General features: G+C 71.1%; 18 protein-coding genes. 10 read left to right on the forward strand and 8 right to left on the reverse strand.

The window, feature by feature from the left end; translation table 11 throughout:
* Positions 1-62 precede the first annotated feature (62 nt).
* The 3 genes from ACXKZB_RS05235 (at position 63) to phoH2 (ending at position 3,698) form a co-directional block, all read left to right on the forward strand.
* A complete protein-coding gene (locus tag ACXKZB_RS05235) occupies positions 63-848 on the forward strand; it encodes an isoprenyl transferase (RefSeq protein WP_185021406.1) in 786 nt (261 codons plus the stop codon).
* Positions 849-963: 115 nt separating this feature from the next.
* The gene (locus ACXKZB_RS05240; protein ID WP_396290371.1) at positions 964-2,073 is read left to right on the forward strand and encodes an aminotransferase class V-fold PLP-dependent enzyme; all 1,110 of its coding nucleotides are present in this window, start codon (positions 964-966) and stop codon (positions 2,071-2,073) included.
* A gap of 263 nt (positions 2,074-2,336) precedes the next feature.
* On the forward strand, positions 2,337-3,698 hold the full coding sequence (gene phoH2 / locus ACXKZB_RS05245) for an RNA 5'-3' helicase PhoH2 (protein WP_488825027.1): 1,362 nt from the start codon (positions 2,337-2,339) through the stop codon (positions 3,696-3,698).
* A 109-nt stretch (positions 3,699-3,807) separates the two neighbouring features.
* Here the strand turns inward: phoH2 and ACXKZB_RS05250 are convergent, their stop codons facing one another.
* The 4 genes from ACXKZB_RS05250 to ACXKZB_RS05265 all read right to left on the reverse strand — a co-directional run bounded on the left by ACXKZB_RS05250 (position 3,808) and on the right by ACXKZB_RS05265 (position 6,936).
* Positions 3,808-5,211, reverse strand: coding sequence for a class II fumarate hydratase (locus ACXKZB_RS05250; RefSeq protein WP_488825029.1), 1,404 nt, complete (start codon positions 5,209-5,211; stop codon positions 3,808-3,810).
* A gap of 162 nt (positions 5,212-5,373) precedes the next feature.
* Positions 5,374-5,988, reverse strand: coding sequence for a carbonic anhydrase (locus ACXKZB_RS05255; RefSeq protein ID WP_123313279.1), 615 nt, complete (start codon positions 5,986-5,988; stop codon positions 5,374-5,376).
* A gap of 70 nt (positions 5,989-6,058) precedes the next feature.
* A complete protein-coding gene (locus ACXKZB_RS05260; protein ID WP_222659890.1) occupies positions 6,059-6,694 on the reverse strand; it encodes a DUF4245 domain-containing protein in 636 nt (211 codons plus the stop codon).
* On the reverse strand, positions 6,691-6,936 hold the full coding sequence (locus tag ACXKZB_RS05265) for an exodeoxyribonuclease VII small subunit (RefSeq protein WP_111084805.1): 246 nt from the start codon (positions 6,934-6,936) through the stop codon (positions 6,691-6,693). The genes ACXKZB_RS05260 and ACXKZB_RS05265 overlap by 4 nt, the downstream gene beginning before the upstream one ends.
* An 81-nt stretch (positions 6,937-7,017) precedes the next feature.
* Between ACXKZB_RS05265 and ACXKZB_RS05270 the strand changes: the two genes are divergently transcribed.
* A complete protein-coding gene (locus ACXKZB_RS05270; protein WP_488825032.1) occupies positions 7,018-7,776 on the forward strand; it encodes an alpha/beta hydrolase in 759 nt (252 codons plus the stop codon).
* A gap of 25 nt (positions 7,777-7,801) precedes the next feature.
* Here the strand turns inward: ACXKZB_RS05270 and xseA are convergent, their stop codons facing one another.
* The gene (gene xseA / locus ACXKZB_RS05275) at positions 7,802-9,055 is read right to left on the reverse strand and encodes an exodeoxyribonuclease VII large subunit (protein ID WP_488825034.1); all 1,254 of its coding nucleotides are present in this window, start codon (positions 9,053-9,055) and stop codon (positions 7,802-7,804) included.
* A 125-nt stretch (positions 9,056-9,180) separates the two neighbouring features.
* On the opposite strand from xseA, the gene ACXKZB_RS05280 reads away from it, so the two are divergent.
* Both ACXKZB_RS05280 and ACXKZB_RS05285 read left to right on the forward strand, forming a co-directional pair.
* Positions 9,181-10,245, forward strand: a complete 1,065-nt coding sequence (locus ACXKZB_RS05280; RefSeq protein WP_260233085.1) for a 4-hydroxy-3-methylbut-2-enyl diphosphate reductase — start codon at positions 9,181-9,183, stop codon at positions 10,243-10,245.
* Positions 10,242-11,006 carry a DUF6264 family protein gene (locus tag ACXKZB_RS05285; protein ID WP_488825036.1) on the forward strand — a complete coding sequence of 255 codons (765 nt, stop codon included), beginning with the start codon at positions 10,242-10,244 and terminating at the stop codon, positions 11,004-11,006. Before ACXKZB_RS05280 ends, ACXKZB_RS05285 begins: the two co-directional genes overlap by 4 nt.
* A 32-nt stretch (positions 11,007-11,038) precedes the next feature.
* Here ACXKZB_RS05285 and ACXKZB_RS05290 read toward each other — a convergent pair whose 3' ends face one another.
* Positions 11,039-12,298 carry a M18 family aminopeptidase gene (locus ACXKZB_RS05290; protein WP_488825038.1) on the reverse strand — a complete coding sequence of 420 codons (1,260 nt, stop codon included), beginning with the start codon at positions 12,296-12,298 and terminating at the stop codon, positions 11,039-11,041.
* A gap of 105 nt (positions 12,299-12,403) precedes the next feature.
* A complete protein-coding gene (gene fbaA / locus ACXKZB_RS05295) occupies positions 12,404-13,432 on the reverse strand; it encodes a class II fructose-bisphosphate aldolase (RefSeq protein WP_488825040.1) in 1,029 nt (342 codons plus the stop codon).
* 89 nt (positions 13,433-13,521) lie between these two features.
* Here fbaA and glpX point away from each other — a divergent pair, with 89 nt between their 5' ends.
* The 4 genes from glpX to ACXKZB_RS05315 all read left to right on the forward strand — a co-directional run bounded on the left by glpX (position 13,522) and on the right by ACXKZB_RS05315 (position 15,849).
* A complete protein-coding gene (gene glpX, locus ACXKZB_RS05300) occupies positions 13,522-14,511 on the forward strand; it encodes a class II fructose-bisphosphatase (protein WP_123673052.1) in 990 nt (329 codons plus the stop codon).
* Positions 14,512-14,594: 83 nt separating this feature from the next.
* Positions 14,595-14,723 (forward strand): hypothetical protein, encoded by a 129-nt coding sequence (locus ACXKZB_RS05305; protein WP_488825042.1) that lies wholly within the window; start codon positions 14,595-14,597, stop codon positions 14,721-14,723.
* A gap of 208 nt (positions 14,724-14,931) precedes the next feature.
* Positions 14,932-15,297 (forward strand): SMI1/KNR4 family protein, encoded by a 366-nt coding sequence (locus ACXKZB_RS05310; protein WP_146249715.1) that lies wholly within the window; start codon positions 14,932-14,934, stop codon positions 15,295-15,297.
* Between the two features lie 3 nt (positions 15,298-15,300).
* Positions 15,301-15,849, forward strand: coding sequence for an RNA 2'-phosphotransferase (locus tag ACXKZB_RS05315; RefSeq protein ID WP_488825044.1), 549 nt, complete (start codon positions 15,301-15,303; stop codon positions 15,847-15,849).
* Between the two features lie 15 nt (positions 15,850-15,864).
* Here the strand turns inward: ACXKZB_RS05315 and ACXKZB_RS05320 are convergent, their stop codons facing one another.
* Complete coding sequence (locus tag ACXKZB_RS05320; RefSeq protein ID WP_488825046.1) at positions 15,865-17,127, reverse strand: DNA recombination protein RmuC; 1,263 nt, start codon at positions 17,125-17,127, stop codon at positions 15,865-15,867.
* Positions 17,128-17,281 lie beyond the last annotated feature (154 nt).

Consider the following 17,281-nt stretch of genomic DNA (forward strand, 5'->3'; position numbering starts at 1 on the left):
CCACGAGTTCCGGGGGAGCCGCACTCGGGACGCTCCGACCGACGGTGCACTACGCTCGGTGCGTGACCGGCAGGGTGGGATGGGCAGGACGAGGGATCCTCTACCGCGCCTACCAGAGCCGCATCCGCCGCCAGATCGAGGGCAGCGCGAAGCCGAAGCACGTCGCCATGATCGTCGACGGCAACCGTCGGTGGGCGAAGCAGCTCGGGCTCGAGTCCGCCGCGCACGGCCACCGCGCCGGGGCCGCGAAGATCCCCGAGTTCCTGACCTGGTGCGACGAACTCGGCATCGAGGTCGTGACGCTGTACCTGCTCTCCGCTGACAACCTGACCGGGCGTGCCGGAGCGGAACTCAGCGAGCTCGTCGGGATCATCGGTGACCTGGCCGGGGTCCTGGCCGACACCACGGACTGGCGCGTCCAGCACGTCGGGTCGAACGAAGGCCTGCCCGACTCGCTCGTGTCCGCACTCGCCCGGGCCGAGGAGCGCACCGCCGGCCGGACCGGCCTCCACATCAACCTGGCCGTCGGGTACGGCGGACGCCGCGAGATCGCCGACGCCATGCGCAGCATCGTGGAATCGCACGGCGCGGGCGGCGGCACGATCGACACCCTGGCCGAGGTCCTGACCCCCGAGCTCATCGGTGACCACCTGTACACGCAGGGCCAGCCCGACCCCGACCTGGTGATCCGGACCTCGGGCGAGCAGCGGTTGTCCGACTTCATGCTGTGGCAGAGCGCGCACAGCGAGTTCTACTTCGTCGAGGCGCTCTACCCCGACCTGCGCGAGGTCGACTTCCTGCGCGCCGTCCGCGACTTCGGCCTCCGCTCGCGACGCTTCGGCGGCTGACCGACGGACGTCGCCCAGGCTGCTGACGGGCTGGCCACGTCCCGCGTCGGTTCGGCCACGGCAGCCCCGTCCCAGTAGGCTCACAGGGTTCCACCCCGCGAAAGGTGCACCACCTGTGAACATCGACGAGTACGCCGCCGGCTTCTCCGAAGACCCCGGCTACCTCGACCACGCTGCGTTCGGCCCCGTGCAGACCGCCGTGCTCGAGGAGCAGCGCGTGCTCGGCACGATCCAGGAGCACATGCGCTTCGGCGCCATGGAGACGCTCGACGAGCAGGACGCCCGCGTCCGCACCGTCGCCGCCCGGTTGGTCGGTCGCCGCGAGGACCAGGTCGTCTCGCAGACCGCCACCACCCCCGGCCTGCTGCACACCGCCTTCGGCCTGACCGGCGGGGTGCTGGTGTCGGCGGACGAGTACCCGTCGCTGCCGCTCGCGCTGGCGAGCGCCGCCTCGGCGACCGGCGGCCGGGTCCAGCCCGTCGTCATCGAGTCCGGTGTCGGGTGGATGACGCCGTCGCTCATCCAGGAGCGCCTGACCGACGACGTGACGGCCGTGGCGGTCTCGCTGGTCGACTGGCGCACCGGTTACCTGGCCGACCTCGCCGGCATCCGCGAGGTCATCGGCGACCGCCTGCTGATCCTCGACGCGATCCAGGGCTTCGGGGTCGTCGACGCCCCGTACGAGATCGCGGACGTCGTCGCGACGGGCGGCCAGAAGTGGCTGCACGCCGGCTGGGGCACGGGCTTCACCGCGTTCAGCGACCGTGCCCTGAACCGCCTGCGTCCGGCGTTGTCCGGCCCGCACGGCACCACCGGCTGGCCCGTCGACGTCCCCGCCGTGCGCCCCGGTGCCGCCGGGTACCAGATGACCCGCATCGACCCGATCGCGCAGGCCCGCCTGGCGGTGTCGCTGGACCGGCTGACCGCCGTCGGTGTCGCCGCCGTGCAGGAGCGCGTCACCGAGCGCGTCGAGCGTGTGTTCGCGATCGCGGACGAGTTCGGGCTCGAGGTCGAGTCCAGTCGCGACCCGCGCGAGCGCGCCGGCATCGTCGTGCTGCGGCCGGCCGAGGGGCGCCTGACGGCGCTGTCCGCGGCGCTGCACAACCACGGTGTCACGGCGACCACGCGGCTCGGCGTCGCGCGGGTGTCGGTGTTCGCGTCGACCACCGACGAGACGCTCGACATGTTCCGCGACGCCTGCGTCTCGTACGCCACGCTGCAGTAGCAGCGTTCCGCCAGAGCGACAGATCTCCGCGAACGGTTCGCGGAGATCTGTCGCTTTCGCGGGTCGGACGTGCAGAACGCCGCGTTGTTCACGTGACCGTAACGCCGGGGACCGCGTGTCGCTGGCGGGGTGTCGGAGGCCGGACGTACGTTGTCCCCATCGGGCACCGCGCCCGATCGAAGCGGCCACAGTCGGTGCTTCGGGACCCGCTCCACGGCCGCGTTCGAGGACATGGACCGGGCTGCTCGCGGCCCGGGGATGGAGTGGTCGTGACCTCTCAGAACGTCTCTCGCGGAACCCAGCACCAGCCCACCGCGGACTCGTCCACATCGGTCGCCCAGCGCACGTACGTGCTCGACACATCGGTGCTCCTCAGCGATCCGCGGGCGTTGTTCCGCTTCGCCGAGCACGCGGTCGTCCTGCCCGTGGTGGTCGTCAGCGAACTCGAGTCGAAGCGCAACGACCCGGAGATCGGGTACTTCGCACGGCAGGCCCTGCGGCTGCTCGACGAGATGCGCATCGAACACGAACGGCTCGACTTCCCGATCGCGCTCGGTGACGGTGGTTCCTTCCGCGTCGAGCTGAACCACTCCAACCAGTCCGTCCTGCCGTCCGGGCTGCAGCTCGGCGACAACGACTCCCGCATCCTCGCCGTCGCCTCGAACCTGCAGAACGACGGGCTCGACGTCGTCGTCGTCTCGAAGGACCTGCCCCTACGCGTCAAGGCATCCTCGATCGGCATGGCGGCGGAGGAGTACCGCGCCGAGCTCGCGGTGGACTCCGGCTACACCGGCATCGCCGACCTGCAGGTGTCCGGTGAGCAGATGGCCGACCTGTACGAGAAGGAGGAGATCCGGTCCGTCCAGCTCGACGGCGTGCCGGTCAACACCGGCGTCGTCATCCACTCCGAGCGCGGTTCGGCCCTCGGCCGCGTGCACACCGCCGGGTCCGTGGCGCTGGTGCGCGGCGACCGCGAGGTGTTCGGGCTGCGCGGCCGGTCCGCCGAGCAGCGGCTCGCGATCGACGCACTGCTCGACTCCGAGATCGGCATCGTGTCCCTGGGCGGCAGCGCGGGCACCGGCAAGTCGGCGCTGGCCCTGTGCGCCGGGCTCGAAGCGGTGCTCGAACGGCAGCAGCACAAGAAGATCATGGTGTTCCGGCCGCTGTACGCCGTTGGTGGCCAGGACCTCGGCTTCCTGCCCGGTGACGCCGGCGAGAAGATGAACCCGTGGGCGCAGGCGGTCTACGACACCCTCGGTTCGGTGGTGTCCGACAACGTCCTCGACGAGGTCGTCGAACGCGGGCTGATCGAGGTGCTGCCGCTCACGCACATCCGCGGCCGGTCCCTGCACGACGCGTTCGTGATCGTCGACGAGGCCCAGTCGCTCGAACGGAACGTCCTGCTGACGATGCTCTCCCGCATCGGGCAGAACTCCCGCGTCGTGCTCACCCACGACGTCGCGCAGCGCGACAACCTGCGGGTCGGCCGCCACGACGGCATCGCGAGCGTCATCGAGCGGCTCAAGGGCCACCCCCTGTTCGCCCACGTCACGCTGACCCGGTCGGAGCGCTCCGCGATCGCCGCCCTCGTGACGGACCTGCTGGACTCGCCCGAGCTGGTGTAGCGCCCGGCAAACCCCTCGTGAAAGCGACAGATCTCCGCGAACGGTTCGCGGAGATCTGTCGCTTCGGCGGAGGGGTCAGCGCGGAGGCGTCAGCGCTGAGGCGGACGGGTCAGTTCGGGTGGGTCATGGACAGGACGTCCAGTGCCGCGTCGAGCTGCTCCTCGGTGACCTCGCCACGCTCGACGTGCCCGAGCGCCACGACCGCCTGCCGGACGGTGATGCCCTCGGCGACGGCGTACTTCGCCACCTTCGCGGCGGCCTCGTAGCCGATGACCCGGTTGAGCGGCGTGACGATGGACGGCGAGGACTCGGCGAAGGCCCGGGCACGTTCGAGGTTCGCCTGCAGGCCGTCGATGGTCTTGTCGGCCAGTACCCGCGAGCTGTTCGCCAGCAAGCGGATCGACTCGAGCAGGGCCGTGCCCATCACGGGGATCGCGACGTTGAGCTCGAACGAGCCGGACGCACCCGCCCAGGCGATGGTGGCGTCGTTGCCGATGACCCGCGCGCCGACCATCAGGGTGGCCTCGGGGATGACCGGGTTGACCTTGCCGGGCATGATCGACGAGCCCGGCTGCAGGTCGGGGATGTGCAGTTCGCCGAGCCCCGTGTTCGGGCCGGAGCCCATCCAGCGCAGGTCGTTGTTGATCTTCGTCAGGCTGACCGCGAGCACCTTGAGCGCCCCGGAGGCCTCGACCAGCGCATCGCGCGCACCCTGGGCCTCGAAGTGGTCGACGGCCTCGGTGATGGGCAGGTCGGTGTCCGCCGCGAGCTGGGCGATGACCCGCTGCGGGAAGCCCTTCGGGGTGTTGATGCCGGTGCCGACGGCGGTGCCGCCGAGCGGGACCTCGGCGACGCGGGGCAGCGTCGCGGTCACCCGCTCGATGCCCAGGCGGATCTGGCGCGCGTAGCCGCCGAACTCCTGCCCGAGGGTGACCGGGGTGGCGTCCATCAGGTGCGTGCGGCCCGACTTCACGGCGTCGGCCCACAGCGTCGCCTTGGCCTCGAGCGAGTCGGCGAGGTGCTCGAGCGACGGCACGAGCGTGCGGAGCAGGGCCTCGGTCACGGCGACGTGCACCGAGGTCGGGAACACGTCGTTCGAGGACTGCGAGGCGTTGACGTGGTCGTTCGGGTGCACCGCGGTGCCGCCGATCTCCGACGCCAGGGTTGCCAGGACCTCGTTCATGTTCATGTTCGACGACGTGCCGCTGCCGGTCTGGTAGACGTCGACGGGGAACTGGTCGTGGTGCTGCCCACCGATGATGAGGTCCGCCGCGCCGGCGATGGCGTCGGCGACGGCGGGCTCGACGATGCCGAGTTCGCCGTTGACGAGCGCCGCCGCGCGCTTGATGCGTGCGAGCGCGACGATCTGCGCCGACTCGAGCCCGGTGCCCGAGATGGGGAAGTTCTCGACCGCACGCTGGGTCTGGGCGCGGTACAAGGCCGACTTCGGCACCCGCACCTCGCCCATGGTGTCGTGCTCGATGCGGAACTCGGTCTCGGTGGTGTCGGTCACGTCGTCGTGGTCCTTCCTGGGGTGCTCGCCGGACGCGGTCGCGTCGGGGGACTGCGCCGGTGCACGAGGTCTCCGTGGGTCACGGAACCGGCGCCGGGCGTCGCGTTCGACTGTACCGGTGCGTCGGGTGTGGGGACGTGCGGGTGCGGCGCCGAGGCGGCGTCAGGCGTTGCCGACGACCGTGTCGATGGTGACCTCGCCCGTGCCGAGGTCGTAGGTCGCGCCGACCACGGCCAGCCGACCCTCGGCGATCGCGTCGGAGACCGCACCGGAGCGCTCGAGCACCTGGCGCAGCGTGGCCTCGAGGTGGGCGGCGCCGATCGCCTCCTGCGGGAGCTCGGCGTCGGTGGCGCGGACCTTCTCGACGCTGGGGGCGATGGCGTCCACCAGGGCCTGCAGGTGCGGCGCGGGGACGGGCTCACCGGAGCGGGCGGCGGCGACGGCACCGCACCGGGTGTGGCGCAGGACGACGACGAGCGGGGTGCCGAGCGCGACGACCGCGAACTCGATCGAGCCGAGCACGACGTCGTCGACGATCTGCCCGGCGTTGCGGATGGCGAAGAGGTCGCCGATGCCCGCGTCGAACACGTGCTCGAACGGCACGCGTGAGTCGGAGCAGCCGAGGACGGTCGCGAACGGCGACTGCGAGCCCTGGAGCTCGGTGCGACGGTCGGGGTCCGTGCGGCCCATGCGGCGCTTGTCGGCGGCGAAGCGGGCGTTGCCGTCGACGAGCAGGCGCAGGGCGTCGGACGGGGTGGAGGCGGCGCGGTCGGGCATGGGGCTCCTCGGATCGGGTCGGGCGGTGTCGGGTTGCGGGGGTGTCCGGCGGTGCGGCGTCCGGCGGTCGTTACCGGGCGAACTGCTCGGCGACGGCCTTGGCCACGGTGCGGTACGACGAGTCGTCGGCGGTGCCGGAGAGCACGACGGTGTTCGCGCCGAACGTCGACACGAGCGAGTACGCGTGATTGCCGGCGTCGGAGCCTTCGTCCCGTCGGTCGTAGACGGTCCACTTCGTGCCGTCGATCACGCGGCTGCCGGTGGACGGGCGCTGGTCGAGCTGGTTCGACACCCACGAGCCGTTGGCGTCGATGCCCTGCTGCAGGCTGAGGTACTGCTTGTCCGGCGTCACGAACCCGACGGTCCAGACGTCGACGTCGTCCGAGGCCTTGTCGGAGAAGTCGGCGCGGTTCGACGTGAAGCCGCTCGGCAGGTCGGGGGCGGCCAGGGTGATGTCCCCGACGTGGGCGTCGGCCGCGATCTGCTGGTAGTCGACGGTGCGGTCGACCGTGGTGTCCGGCCGCACGACCACGGCGACGAGGAACAGGACGATGCCGAGCGATGCGATGAGCGCGATCACGAGGTTGAAGGCGGTCTGGTGCTGGCGGCGAGCGGTCCGTGCGGCGTCCTTGCGCGCCCAGGTCTCCTCCGCCGTCTCGGGGCGACCGAGCTCGGCGACGATCGGACGACCGTTCGCGTCGGTCATCGGGCGGAGCCGTCCTCGGCGCTGCTGGCCGCGCGCGCCGCGTCGAGCCGTGCACGGGCGCCCACGAGCCACTCTTCGCAGCGCGCGGCGAGGGCTTCGCCGCGCTCCCAGAGCGACAGCGAGCGCTCGAGGGTCGCGGAGCCCTGTTCGAGCTCGCTCACGACGCGCACGAGTTCGTCGCGGGCGGCTTCGTAGCTCAGCGACTGGACGTCGGTCTGCTCGGGTTCCTGCTGGGATGGCACGACCCGATCCTACCGAGCGTCCACCGACGCACGGTCCCGCCCGCTGCGCCTGGGGAGAACACCGGCCGGTAGGGTCGCGCCATGGCTGATCTCCCCGAGGGCGTGGACTGGTACCCGGCACCGGGAGCAGGATCCGGAGCGGAGCACGGCGGACGGGCGGGCCGCCCCGCGCTCGCGGTCGTCCTGCCCGGCGGCGGGTACGGCATGCACGCTCCGCACGAGGGGGAGGGGTACGCCCGCTGGCTCAACGGGATCGGCATCGACGCGGTCGTGTTCGCGTACCCGCTCGCCCCGCACCGCCACCCGGACGCCGTGGTGGCGACCCGCGCGCTCGTCCGCGACCTGCGTGCCGGACGCTGGGCGGGCCTCCCGTCCGATCCGCGGATCGTCGTGATCGGGTCGTCGGCGGGCGGGCACCTGGCGGCCCTCGTGTCGAACGCACCGACGCCGGCGGAGCGCGCCGTGTCGGACGTCGACGACCGACCCGACCTGACGGTGCTCTGCTACCCGGTGACGTCGATGACGGACCACCCGCACGTCGGCAGCACCGACAACCTGCTCGGACCGGGCGCGAGCGTCCGCGAGCGGTCCGCGGTGGACGCGGACCTGCTCGTCGACGACCGGACCCCGCCGACGTTCCTGTGGCACACGGCCGAGGACGAGCACGTGCCCGTGACGCACTCGCTGTCCTACGCACACGCGCTGGCGCGACACGGGGTGCCCTTCGAGCTGCACGTGTTCGAGCGCGGTGTGCACGGCATCGGGCTGGCCGAAGGGCTCGGGCCGGCCGAGGCGTGGAGCACGCTGGCGACGACCTGGCTGCGCGACCGCGGGTGGTGAGCAGACCGTCGGTGACCCCGACGCGTCAGGCGGCCGACCCCGACCCCGAGCCGTCCGGACCCGGCCCGTCCGGCTCGAGCGTTCCGGTCGCCGTCCCCGCGCCGAGCGTGACGTGCACCGGCGTCTGCCCGGACAGGTCGTCGGACGACCGCACCACGCCACCGTCGGCCCGCTGCACGATCGCGTAGCCACGACGCAGGGTGTCCCGCGGCGAGAGCGCTCGGAGCCTGGCGGTCAGGTGCCCGACCTCGGAGTGTCCCCGCTCGAGCCGGCGGTCGAGCAGCTCCCGCGACCGGGAGAGGTCGCGGGCGACTTCTTCCGCACGGGTGTCCACGAGCCACGCGGTGGACGCGAGTGCGGGCCGTGAGCGGAGTGCCGCGATCCGGTCGGCCTCGACCGCGAGGGTCTGCGACAACCGCAGGCCGATGCGGGCGCGGGCCTGTCGGACGTTCGCGAGCTCTTCCGCGACGTCCGGCACGACGCGCTTGGCGGCGTCGGTCGGGGTGGAGGCTCGGAGGTCCGCGACCTCGTCGAGGATCGGACGGTCGGCCTCGTGCCCGATGGCCGACACGATCGGGGTGCTCGCCGCTGCTGCTGCGCGGACGAGCCCTTCGTCGCTGAAGCCGAGCAGGTTCTGGAAGTCGCCGCCGCCGCGGGCGATGATGATGACGTCCACCGTCGGGTCGGCGTCGAGCTCGAGGATCGCCGCCGTGACCTCGCCGACGGTGCGCTCGCCCTGCACCGCGGTGTGGACGGTGCGGAACTCGACCTGCGGCCACCGGAGCTGCGCGTTGCGCTTGACGTCCTTCTCGGCGTCGGAGTCCTTGCCCGTGATCAGGCCGATGCGGTGCGGCAGGAACGGCAGGCGCTTCTTGCGTGCGGGGTCGAACAGGCCCTCTTCGCCCAGGGTGCGGCGCAGGCGTTCGAGTCGTTCGAGCAGGTCTCCGAGGCCGACGTGCTTCATCTCGACGACCTGCATGGTCAGCGAGCCGCCCTTGACCCAGTAGTTGGGCTTGACGGCCGCGACGACCCGGTCGCCCTGCTTGATGTCCGCCGGCACCCGGGACCGCACGCTCGACCAGATCGAGAACGACACCGTGGCGTCGACCTCGAGGTCCTTGAGCTTGCCGTAGACGTTGCCGCCGGCGACGTTCCACTGCGTGATCTCGCCCTCGATCCACGCGGTGCCGAGCCGGTCGATCCAGTCGCGGAGCTTCGCGCCCAGGAGTGCGACCGGCCACGGGTTGTCGGCCGTCGGCGGGCCTTGTTCGATCGCCATGTCGCTCCTTCTCGTGCGGGACGTCCATCGTGCCCGACACCGGTGACAGCGGGCGAGCGGCGGGATCTCCACAGATGGTGCCCGCGCCCAGGTCGCGCGCGTCCCGCTCACCTATCATCGGGGACGTGACGATCACCAACGGCCACACGGTCCCGCTCGCCCCGCCGCGTGTGCACGCGGCGCGTGGGCGCCTGCGGGACGAGCCGGTCGCCGGTCCGAAGAAGGTGCTGCTCGCAGCCCCGCGCGGCTACTGCGCCGGGGTCGACCGGGCGGTCGTGGCGGTCGAGAAGGCGCTCGAGCAGTACGGCGAGCCCGTCTACGTCCGCAAGCAGATCGTCCACAACGTCCACGTCGTGTCGACCCTCGAGCAGCGCGGCGCGGTGTTCGTCGACGACGTCGCCGAGGTCCCGCGCGGGTCACACGTCGTCTTCAGCGCCCACGGCGTCTCGCCGGCCGTCGTGGCAGGGGCTGCCGAACGCGACCTGCACGCCATCGACGCCACCTGCCCCCTGGTCACGAAGGTCCACCGCGAGGCCACCCGCTTCGCCAAGGCCGAGCGCACCATCATCCTCATCGGGCACACCGGCCACGAAGAGGTCGAGGGCACCATGGGCCACGCCCCCGACCGCACGATCCTGGTCAACGGACCGGACGACGTCGCGGCGCTCGACGTCCCCGACCCCGACAACCTGGTCTGGCTGTCGCAGACCACGCTGAGCGTCGACGAGACGATGGAGACCGTCCGCCTGCTGCGCGAGAAGTACCCCACGATCGCGAACCCGCCGTCGGACGACATCTGCTACGCCACCCAGAACCGCCAGGTCGCGATCAAGAAGGTCGCACCGGGCACCGACCTGGTGATCGTGGTCGGCTCCGCCAACTCGTCGAACAGCGTCCGCCTGGTCGAGGTCGCGTTGGAGCACGGCGCGAAGGCCGCGCACCGCGTCGACTACGCGGAGGAGATCCGCCAGGAGTGGCTGGACGGCGTCGCCACCGTCGGCGTCACGAGCGGTGCGTCCGTCCCCGAAGAGCTCGTCGCCGAAGTCCTCGAACAGCTCGCCGACGCCGGGTACGGCGCCGTGGAAGAAGTCGTGACCGCACACGAAGACCTGATGTTCTCGCTCCCCAAGGAGCTCCGCACCGACGCGTCGGGCAACCCGACGCGCGCGCTCGGCGGGCGTCGGGCGTGAGCGGCGCGGACGGCTGGGGCTCGGTGCCGCGACGCGAGCCGGGTCACGTCGACGACACGGCAGCTGCCGGCCAGGAGGCCCGGGGCACGTCCCCGACGACGGCCGACGGTGCCGCGAGCGGCCGGGTCCACGGCCGACCCGCCCCCGCGTACGGCGAGTACGCGCCCGAGGGATGGGTCAACCCGGTCCTGGTCGAACGGGAACGACAGGAGCGCGAGCAGCAGGAACGCGACCGCCGCCAGCAGGCAGCGAGCCAGGCCGGGCGGGACGGTGCGACCGCGTACCGGTCCGGTGCCGGCGCGCCGACCGGCACCGTGCCTCCGGGTCGACCCGGCGCAGCCGACGACCCGACCGCGGGCGGGCCGCAGCGTTCGGTGGCGACGAGTCGGTTCGGGCGCACCCCCGCCGACTTCGTCCTGACGGTCGGGCTGCTCGCCTTCGGACTCATCTCCGTCGTGCAGTCGCTCGCCGTCACGAACGTCGCTTCGACGGTCCGGCGGACCCTCGAGACGCAGTACACGGCGCTGAACGACCCGAGTGCACTGAGCGGTGCCGCGATCATCGGTGCGATCACGAACGTCGTGGTGTTCGCGCTCGTGGCGTGGTGGTCGATCCGCCGGCTCCGGGCACGGAAGCGCACGTTCTGGGTGCCGATCGTCGGCGCGGTCGTGGCCACGTTCGTGAGCACCATCGCGTTCGTCGTCGTGGTGTTCCAGGACCCGCAGTTCGTCGAGTTCATGATGCGCCAGACCGGCGCCTGACCGCAGCCAGCCGGGGCTCAGCCGGCCAGGGCTCAGCCCGCCAGGAACGCCGCGACGGCGCCGTGCAGTGCCGCCAGGTCCTCGACGTGCACGAGCTCGCGGATCGAGTGCATCGAGAGCAGTCCGACGCCGATGTCGATCGTCGGGATGCCCAGCCGGGTCGCAGCGATCGGGCCGATGGTCGAGCCGCCGGGGATCGTGTTCACGTTGACGAACGGCTGCCACGGCACCCCGGCCGTGTCGCACGCGGCGGCCCAGACGGCCTCGCCCTTCGCCTCGGTCATGTAGCGCTGGTTCGCGCTGATCTTCAGCAGCGGGCCGCCACCGGGGCGCGGACGGTTCGTCGGGTCGTGCTTCTCCGGCTGGTTCGGGTGCACCAGGTGGCCGGCGTCGCTCGACAGCAGCCACGAGGCGCGGAACGCCCGGGCGGCCTCGGAGCGGGTGGCGCCGAGGCCCTCCTGCACGCGGCTGAGGACGTCCTCGAGGAACGGACCACCGGCACCGGACGGGGTCGAGGAACCGATCTCCTCGTGGTCGAACGCAGCGAACACCGGGATGTGGTCGCCGTCGACCGGGGCGTCCACGATGCCGCGGAGGCCGGCGTGCACGCTCGTCAGGTTGTCCATCCGGCCCGAGGCCAGGAACTCGCGCTCGATGCCGAGGCGGGCGGGGGCCTGGGTGTCGGCGAGGAAGAGGTCCCACGACACGGCATCGTCTCCGAGGCGGGCGCGCAGCCACTCCACGACCGAGGTCCCACCGGCGTCGCCGTCGACCCCGACGATCGGCAGCGTGTGGCGCTGGCGGTCGATCTCCTTGCCGTCGTTCACCCCGCGGTCGAGGTGGATGGCGAGGTTCGGGATGCGGGCGACGGCGTCGGTGCTGACGAGTCGGACGCTGCCGTCGGCGTCGACGACGCGGCCGGCGATGCGGAGGTCGCGGTCGAACCAGGTGGACAGGAGTGCGCCGCCGTAGACCTCGACGTTGAGCTGCTCCCAGCCCCCGGTGCGGACGCCGGGGTTCGGCTTCACGCGGAAGCCGGGGGAGTCGGTGTGGGCGCCGAGGATCCGGAACGGGGTCGTCGCCGATGCACCGTCCGGCAGTCGCCACGCGATCACCGCACCGTCGCGGACCACCACGTACGCGCCGGGTTCGGTCGGCCAGGCGTCGAGCTCGGACAGCTCGGTGAACCCGGCTGCGACGAGGCGGTCACGGGACGCCGCTGCCGCGTGGAACGCGGTGGGCGACTCGGTGACGAACTGGGCGAACTCGGAGGCGATGGCGTCGACGGTCACCCGCCCATCGTGGCATGCGGTGTCGGCGACCGGACGCAGAACGGGGCACGTCCGTCGGACGCGCCCCGTTCCTCCCGGCCGGTGGACCCGACCGGACGGACCTGCTCAGCCCTTGGTGTGACCGGCGGAGCCGAGCACCTTCGCGGCCTCGCCCACGCGAGCCGCCATGGCGGACTCGGCGACCTTGCCCCAGGCTCGGGGGTCGTACTGCTTCTTGTTGCCGACCTCGCCGTCGATCTTCAGGACGCCCTCGTAGTTCCGGAACATCGAGTCGGCGATCGAGCGCGTGAACGCGTACTGCGTGTCCGTGTCGATGTTCATCTTGATGACGCCGTTGCGGACGGCCTCGTGGATCTCGTCGTCGGTCGAGCCGGAGCCGCCGTGGAAGACGAGGTCGAGGGGGTTCTCGCCGGTGCCGTGCTTGGCCGCGACCGACGCCTGGATCTCGCCGAGGAGCTCGGGGCGGAGCTTGACGTTGCCCGGCTTGTAGACGCCGTGCACGTTGCCGAAGGTGAGCGCGGCGATCCAACGACCCTTGTCGCCGAGGCCGAGCGCGTCGACGACCTTCTCGACGTCGTTCGGAGTCGTGTAGAGCGCGTCGTTCGTGCCCTCGTGCTCGACGCCGTCCTCTTCGCCGCCGACGACGCCGATCTCGACCTCGAGGATCGCGTTGATGTTCCGCGTCTTCTCGATCATGGTCTTCGCGATCTCGATGTTCTCGTCGAGCGGCACGGCCGAGCCGTCCCACATGTGCGACTGGAAGATCGGGTTGCGACCGGCGCGGACCTCTTCCTCGCTCGCCGCGATGAGCGGCAGGACGAAGCCGTCGAGGGCGTCCTTCGGGCAGTGGTCGGTGTGCAGCGCGACCGTGATGTCGTAGTTCTTCGCGACTTCGTGGGCGAACTTCGCCATCGCGAGGGCACCGGCGGCGCGGTTCTTGACCGTCTGCCCGGCGAAGTAGTCGGCACCGCCCGTCGTCACCTGGAGGATGCCGTCCGAGCCGGACTCCTGCAGGCCCTGGAGGACCGCGTTGATGGTCTGCGACGAGGACACGTTGACCGCGGGGTACGCGAACTTGCCCGCCTTCGCGCGTTCGATCATCTCGGCGTACTGTTCCGGCGTTGCGATGGGCACGTGGATCTCCTTCGACTTCGGTGATGTCCCCGCCGATCGTAGTCAGCCGGACTGGAGTGTGACTCGACGGCGGTCGGTAAGCTCGGGTCGTGACTCCCTCTACGGAAACCGGCTCCCTGTTCCTCCAGCCCGACCGCAACCTGGCCCTCGAGCTCGTGCGTGCGACGGAGGCCGCCGCGATCCGTGCGCAGCCGTGGGTCGGGCGCGGCGAGAAGAACCTCGCCGACGGCGCCGCGGTGGACGCGATGCGCAAGTTCCTCGGCACCGTGAACTTCGACGGCGTCGTCGTCATCGGCGAGGGCGAGAAGGACAACGCCCCGATGCTCTACAACGGCGAGCACGTCGGCAACGGCCACGGCCCGGCCTGCGACATCGCGGTCGACCCGATCGACGGCACCTCGCTCACCGCCGCCGGCCGCCAGAACGCCATCTCCGTCATGGCCGTCTCGGACCGCGGCTCGATGTACGACCCGTCCGCCGTGTTCTACATGGACAAGATCGCCGCCGGCCCCGAGGGCCGCGGCGTCCTGGACCTCGAGAAGCCGATCGGCGACAACATCCGCGCGCTGGCGAAGGCCAAGGGCAAGGACCTCGAGGACATGGTCGTCGCCGTGCTCGACCGCCCGCGCCACGACGAGCTCATCCGCGCGATCCGCGCGACCGGTGCCGGCACGCGACTGCTGCTCGACGGTGACGTCGCCGGTGGCATCGCCGCCGCCCTGCCCGGCTCGACGATCGACATGTGCGTCGGCGTCGGCGGCACCCCCGAGGGCATCATCACCGCGTGCGCGATCAAGGCGCTCGGCGGCGTCATCCTCGGCAAGCTCCAGCCGAAGGACGACGAGGAGCGCGAGCGCGCCATCGCCGCCGGCCACGACCTGGACAAGGTCCTCGACCAGGACGACCTGGTCACGGGTGACAACACGTTCTTCGTCGCCACCGGCGTCACCGACGGCGTCCTGGTCGACGGTGTCCGTCGCTCGCGCGGCGTCATCCACACCGACTCGCTCGTGCTGCGGTCGCGCTCGAACACGATCCGCCGCATCCAGGCGGACCACCGTGCGGAGAAGTGGTTCTAGGCCGGACGCTCGTCTGCTGCTTCGGGGCGTCGCCGGTCTTCCGGTGGCGCCCCGTTGCACACCCCCTTGCGTAGGCTCGACGCATGACTGCGACAACGGCACGGATCGTCGGGCTGGACACCGCGGGCATCCGCACGCTGCACGCGGAGGCGGACGGCACGGGACCGACACGCCAGTGCAGGCGCGCGCACACGAACACCACGAACCGTTGACCGCAAGAGAGGTTGAACGCTTCACGAAGCGTGGCCACGCCGAGCCCAGAACGTGGGGCGAGGCCGCTGAGGTTCGGATGAAGTCGCAAGGCACGAATTGGTCGAAAGCGAATCCAGCTGGGTCTCACGACCTCCCGAAGCTCACCGGAGCACCACAGTGAGGGAACGTCGACTAACAACCGTCGAGGAACGGCAAGTCGAGGCGCGCTTGATCGCGCCCGAGGGATTCCAGTACCCCGAGCGCTTCCAACGTGCCCTTGCACAAGACCCGCTTCCCGACATCGATCCCTTCATGTGGACGTCTGAGTACGAGAGCCAGACAAAGAACTGGGCTGACATCGTTGGGGAGCAGTATCCGACCCGTTCCCTCGTGCCCTTCGCGAAGCACCAGGACACGGACGACGTGTTCTGTTTCGACGGTGGCGACCGTTCGGGCAACCCTCCTGTCCTGATCATCCACACGTTCGCTTCGCCCGGGACGGAGTACCGGGGTCAGTGGACGTCGTTCGACGTCTGGTGGGAGGAAATGGAGGAGCACCGAGCAGTGTGGCTCGCGGAGCAGGAAGAGGACTGAGACATGCCCCGAAAGGACACGTCGATCAGCAAGGCGATGTCGCACGCGTTGCGGCACGAACCGGGTGCGTACGGGCTCGAGCTCGGCGCCGACGGAAGCGTCCCGCTCGCAGATCTCGCCGGAGCCTTGGCGCGGTCGGGCGTGGACGCAACGGTGGAAGACTTGCGCCGCATCGTCGCCGAGTCTGACAAGCAGCGCTTCGCGGTGGAGGGTGACCGGATCCGCGCACAGTACGGCCACTCGACCGACGAGCGCATCGTGAAGCCAACGATCGTGCCGCGACCGGTGCTCTGGCACGCGACTTCTCCCGCGGCGGCTGAGTCGATCCTGCGCGATGGTCTCCTGCCCATGGGGCGCCAGTACGCGCATCTGACGACTGATCGAGAGCTGGCGATGCAAGCGGGTCGACGCAAGTCTCCCGCTCCCGTCCTGCTGCGGGTCGATGCGGGTCGCGCGCACCGGGAAGGCGTCGAGTTCTCGGAAGGCCACGACCGCGTCACGCTGGCGTTGGTCATCCCGCCGCGCTACATCACCGCAGCTGACGAGGCCTGATCCACGGGGTGACGGTCAGTCCTCGTCGACGGCCCACACCAACTCCGGCGCCGTGAGCAACCGCGGCTCGTCCTCGATCGACGCCGGGTCGGCGATCACCTTCGACTCGTCGAGCAGCGACAACCGACGGGCGCTCGGCAGCACCTGCCGCTCGAGCGACCCCACGAACCGGTTGTAGTCGACGACGGAGCCCCGGATCGAACGACCGAGCTTGTCGACGTGCCCCGCCATCGTGGACAGCCGGCCGTAGAGCTCGCGCGAGACCCGGAAGAGCTCGTGCGCCTCTTGGGAGACGACGTCCTGCTGCCACGAGAACGCGACCGTCTTCAACACGGACCACAGGGTCACGGGAGAAGCGAGTGCGATGCGCTTGCGGAAGGCGTGGTCGAGCAGGCCGGGGTCGGCGGCGAGGGCGCTCGAGATGAGCGACTCGGACGGGATGAAGGCGACGGTGAGCTCGGGGGAGGCGTCGTAGCCGGTCCAGTACTCGCGCGCGGCCAGGGCGTCGACGTGCGCGCGGAGCGCCTTGACGTGCTGCCCGATGAGCGCGTCGCGGCGGGCCCCCTCGGCTCCGGTGGCGGTCGCCGGGATCTCGGCGGCCTGCAGGTAGGCGCTGAACGGCACCTTGGCGTCGACGGCGATGGTCTTGCCGCCGGGCAGGTGCACGACCATGTCGGGTCGGGCGGTGCCGGCCGAGGTGGTGACCGACGACTGCACGTCGAAGTCGACCCGCTCGAGCAACCCGGCGGCCTCGACCACGTTGCGCAGCTGCGTCTCGCCCCACACCCCGCGGGTGCTGTTCGACGACAGGGCACTGGCCAGGGTGTCGGCCGTGGCACGCAGACGTTCCTCGGACTCGGCGGCCGACCGCAGCTGCGCGGACAGGGCGCCGTACTGCTCGCTGCGGGACTGCTCGAGCTCGGCGATCTTCGTGCGCATCACGTCGAGGGTCTGCGCGACGGGGCTGAGCGCGGACAGCACCTTGGACTCGTTCTGGTTCCGGGCCGAATCGGCGCCGTGCATGCGCTGCACCAGGTGCTCGAGCTCGGCGGCGCGGCGTTCGAGGGAGTCGACCTGGCGGCGGTACTGGGCGTCCTGTGCGTCGAGGCGCTCCTCGGCGTCGCGGCGGACCTCGTCGAGCCGCGTGCGGAGCGCCTCGGCGCTCGCGCGCGCCGCTGCGGCGTCGACGCCGGCGCGCGACCGTGCGAGCGACCAGGCGACCACCGCACCGACGGCGATGCCGATCACGAGACCGATGACCAGGGCGAGGATCTGCATGTCGTGACCTTGGCAGGACCCACCGACACCGTGCCTCCCGGCACACCGACGCGCCCGCAGAACCGGCGGGACCGGCGACACGGGACCAGTGCAGCAGGCTCCGAATCCCATGTCATGACATTAGGGCAAACAGGGTGTACAGTCGTGAACGTCC

The sequence above is a fragment of the Curtobacterium sp. ABR8 genome (assembly GCF_057812125.1).

Bases quoted from the DNA above. Each gene is read 5' to 3' on its own strand.
- ACXKZB_RS05305 (WP_488825042.1), top strand. From the start codon at position 14,595: ATGACTGCGACAACGGCACGGATCGTCGGGCTGGACACCGCGGGCATC.
- ACXKZB_RS05255 (WP_123313279.1), bottom strand. From the start codon at position 5,988: ATGCCCGACCGCGCCGCCTCCACCCCGTCCGACGCCCTGCGCCTGCTC.
- ACXKZB_RS05320 (WP_488825046.1), bottom strand. From the start codon at position 17,127: ATGCAGATCCTCGCCCTGGTCATCGGTCTCGTGATCGGCATCGCCGTC.
- ACXKZB_RS05270 (WP_488825032.1), top strand. From the start codon at position 7,018: ATGGCTGATCTCCCCGAGGGCGTGGACTGGTACCCGGCACCGGGAGCA.
- xseA (WP_488825034.1), bottom strand. From the start codon at position 9,055: ATGGCGATCGAACAAGGCCCGCCGACGGCCGACAACCCGTGGCCGGTC.
- ACXKZB_RS05315 (WP_488825044.1), top strand. From the start codon at position 15,301: ATGCCCCGAAAGGACACGTCGATCAGCAAGGCGATGTCGCACGCGTTG.
- ACXKZB_RS05260 (WP_222659890.1), bottom strand. From the start codon at position 6,694: ATGACCGACGCGAACGGTCGTCCGATCGTCGCCGAGCTCGGTCGCCCC.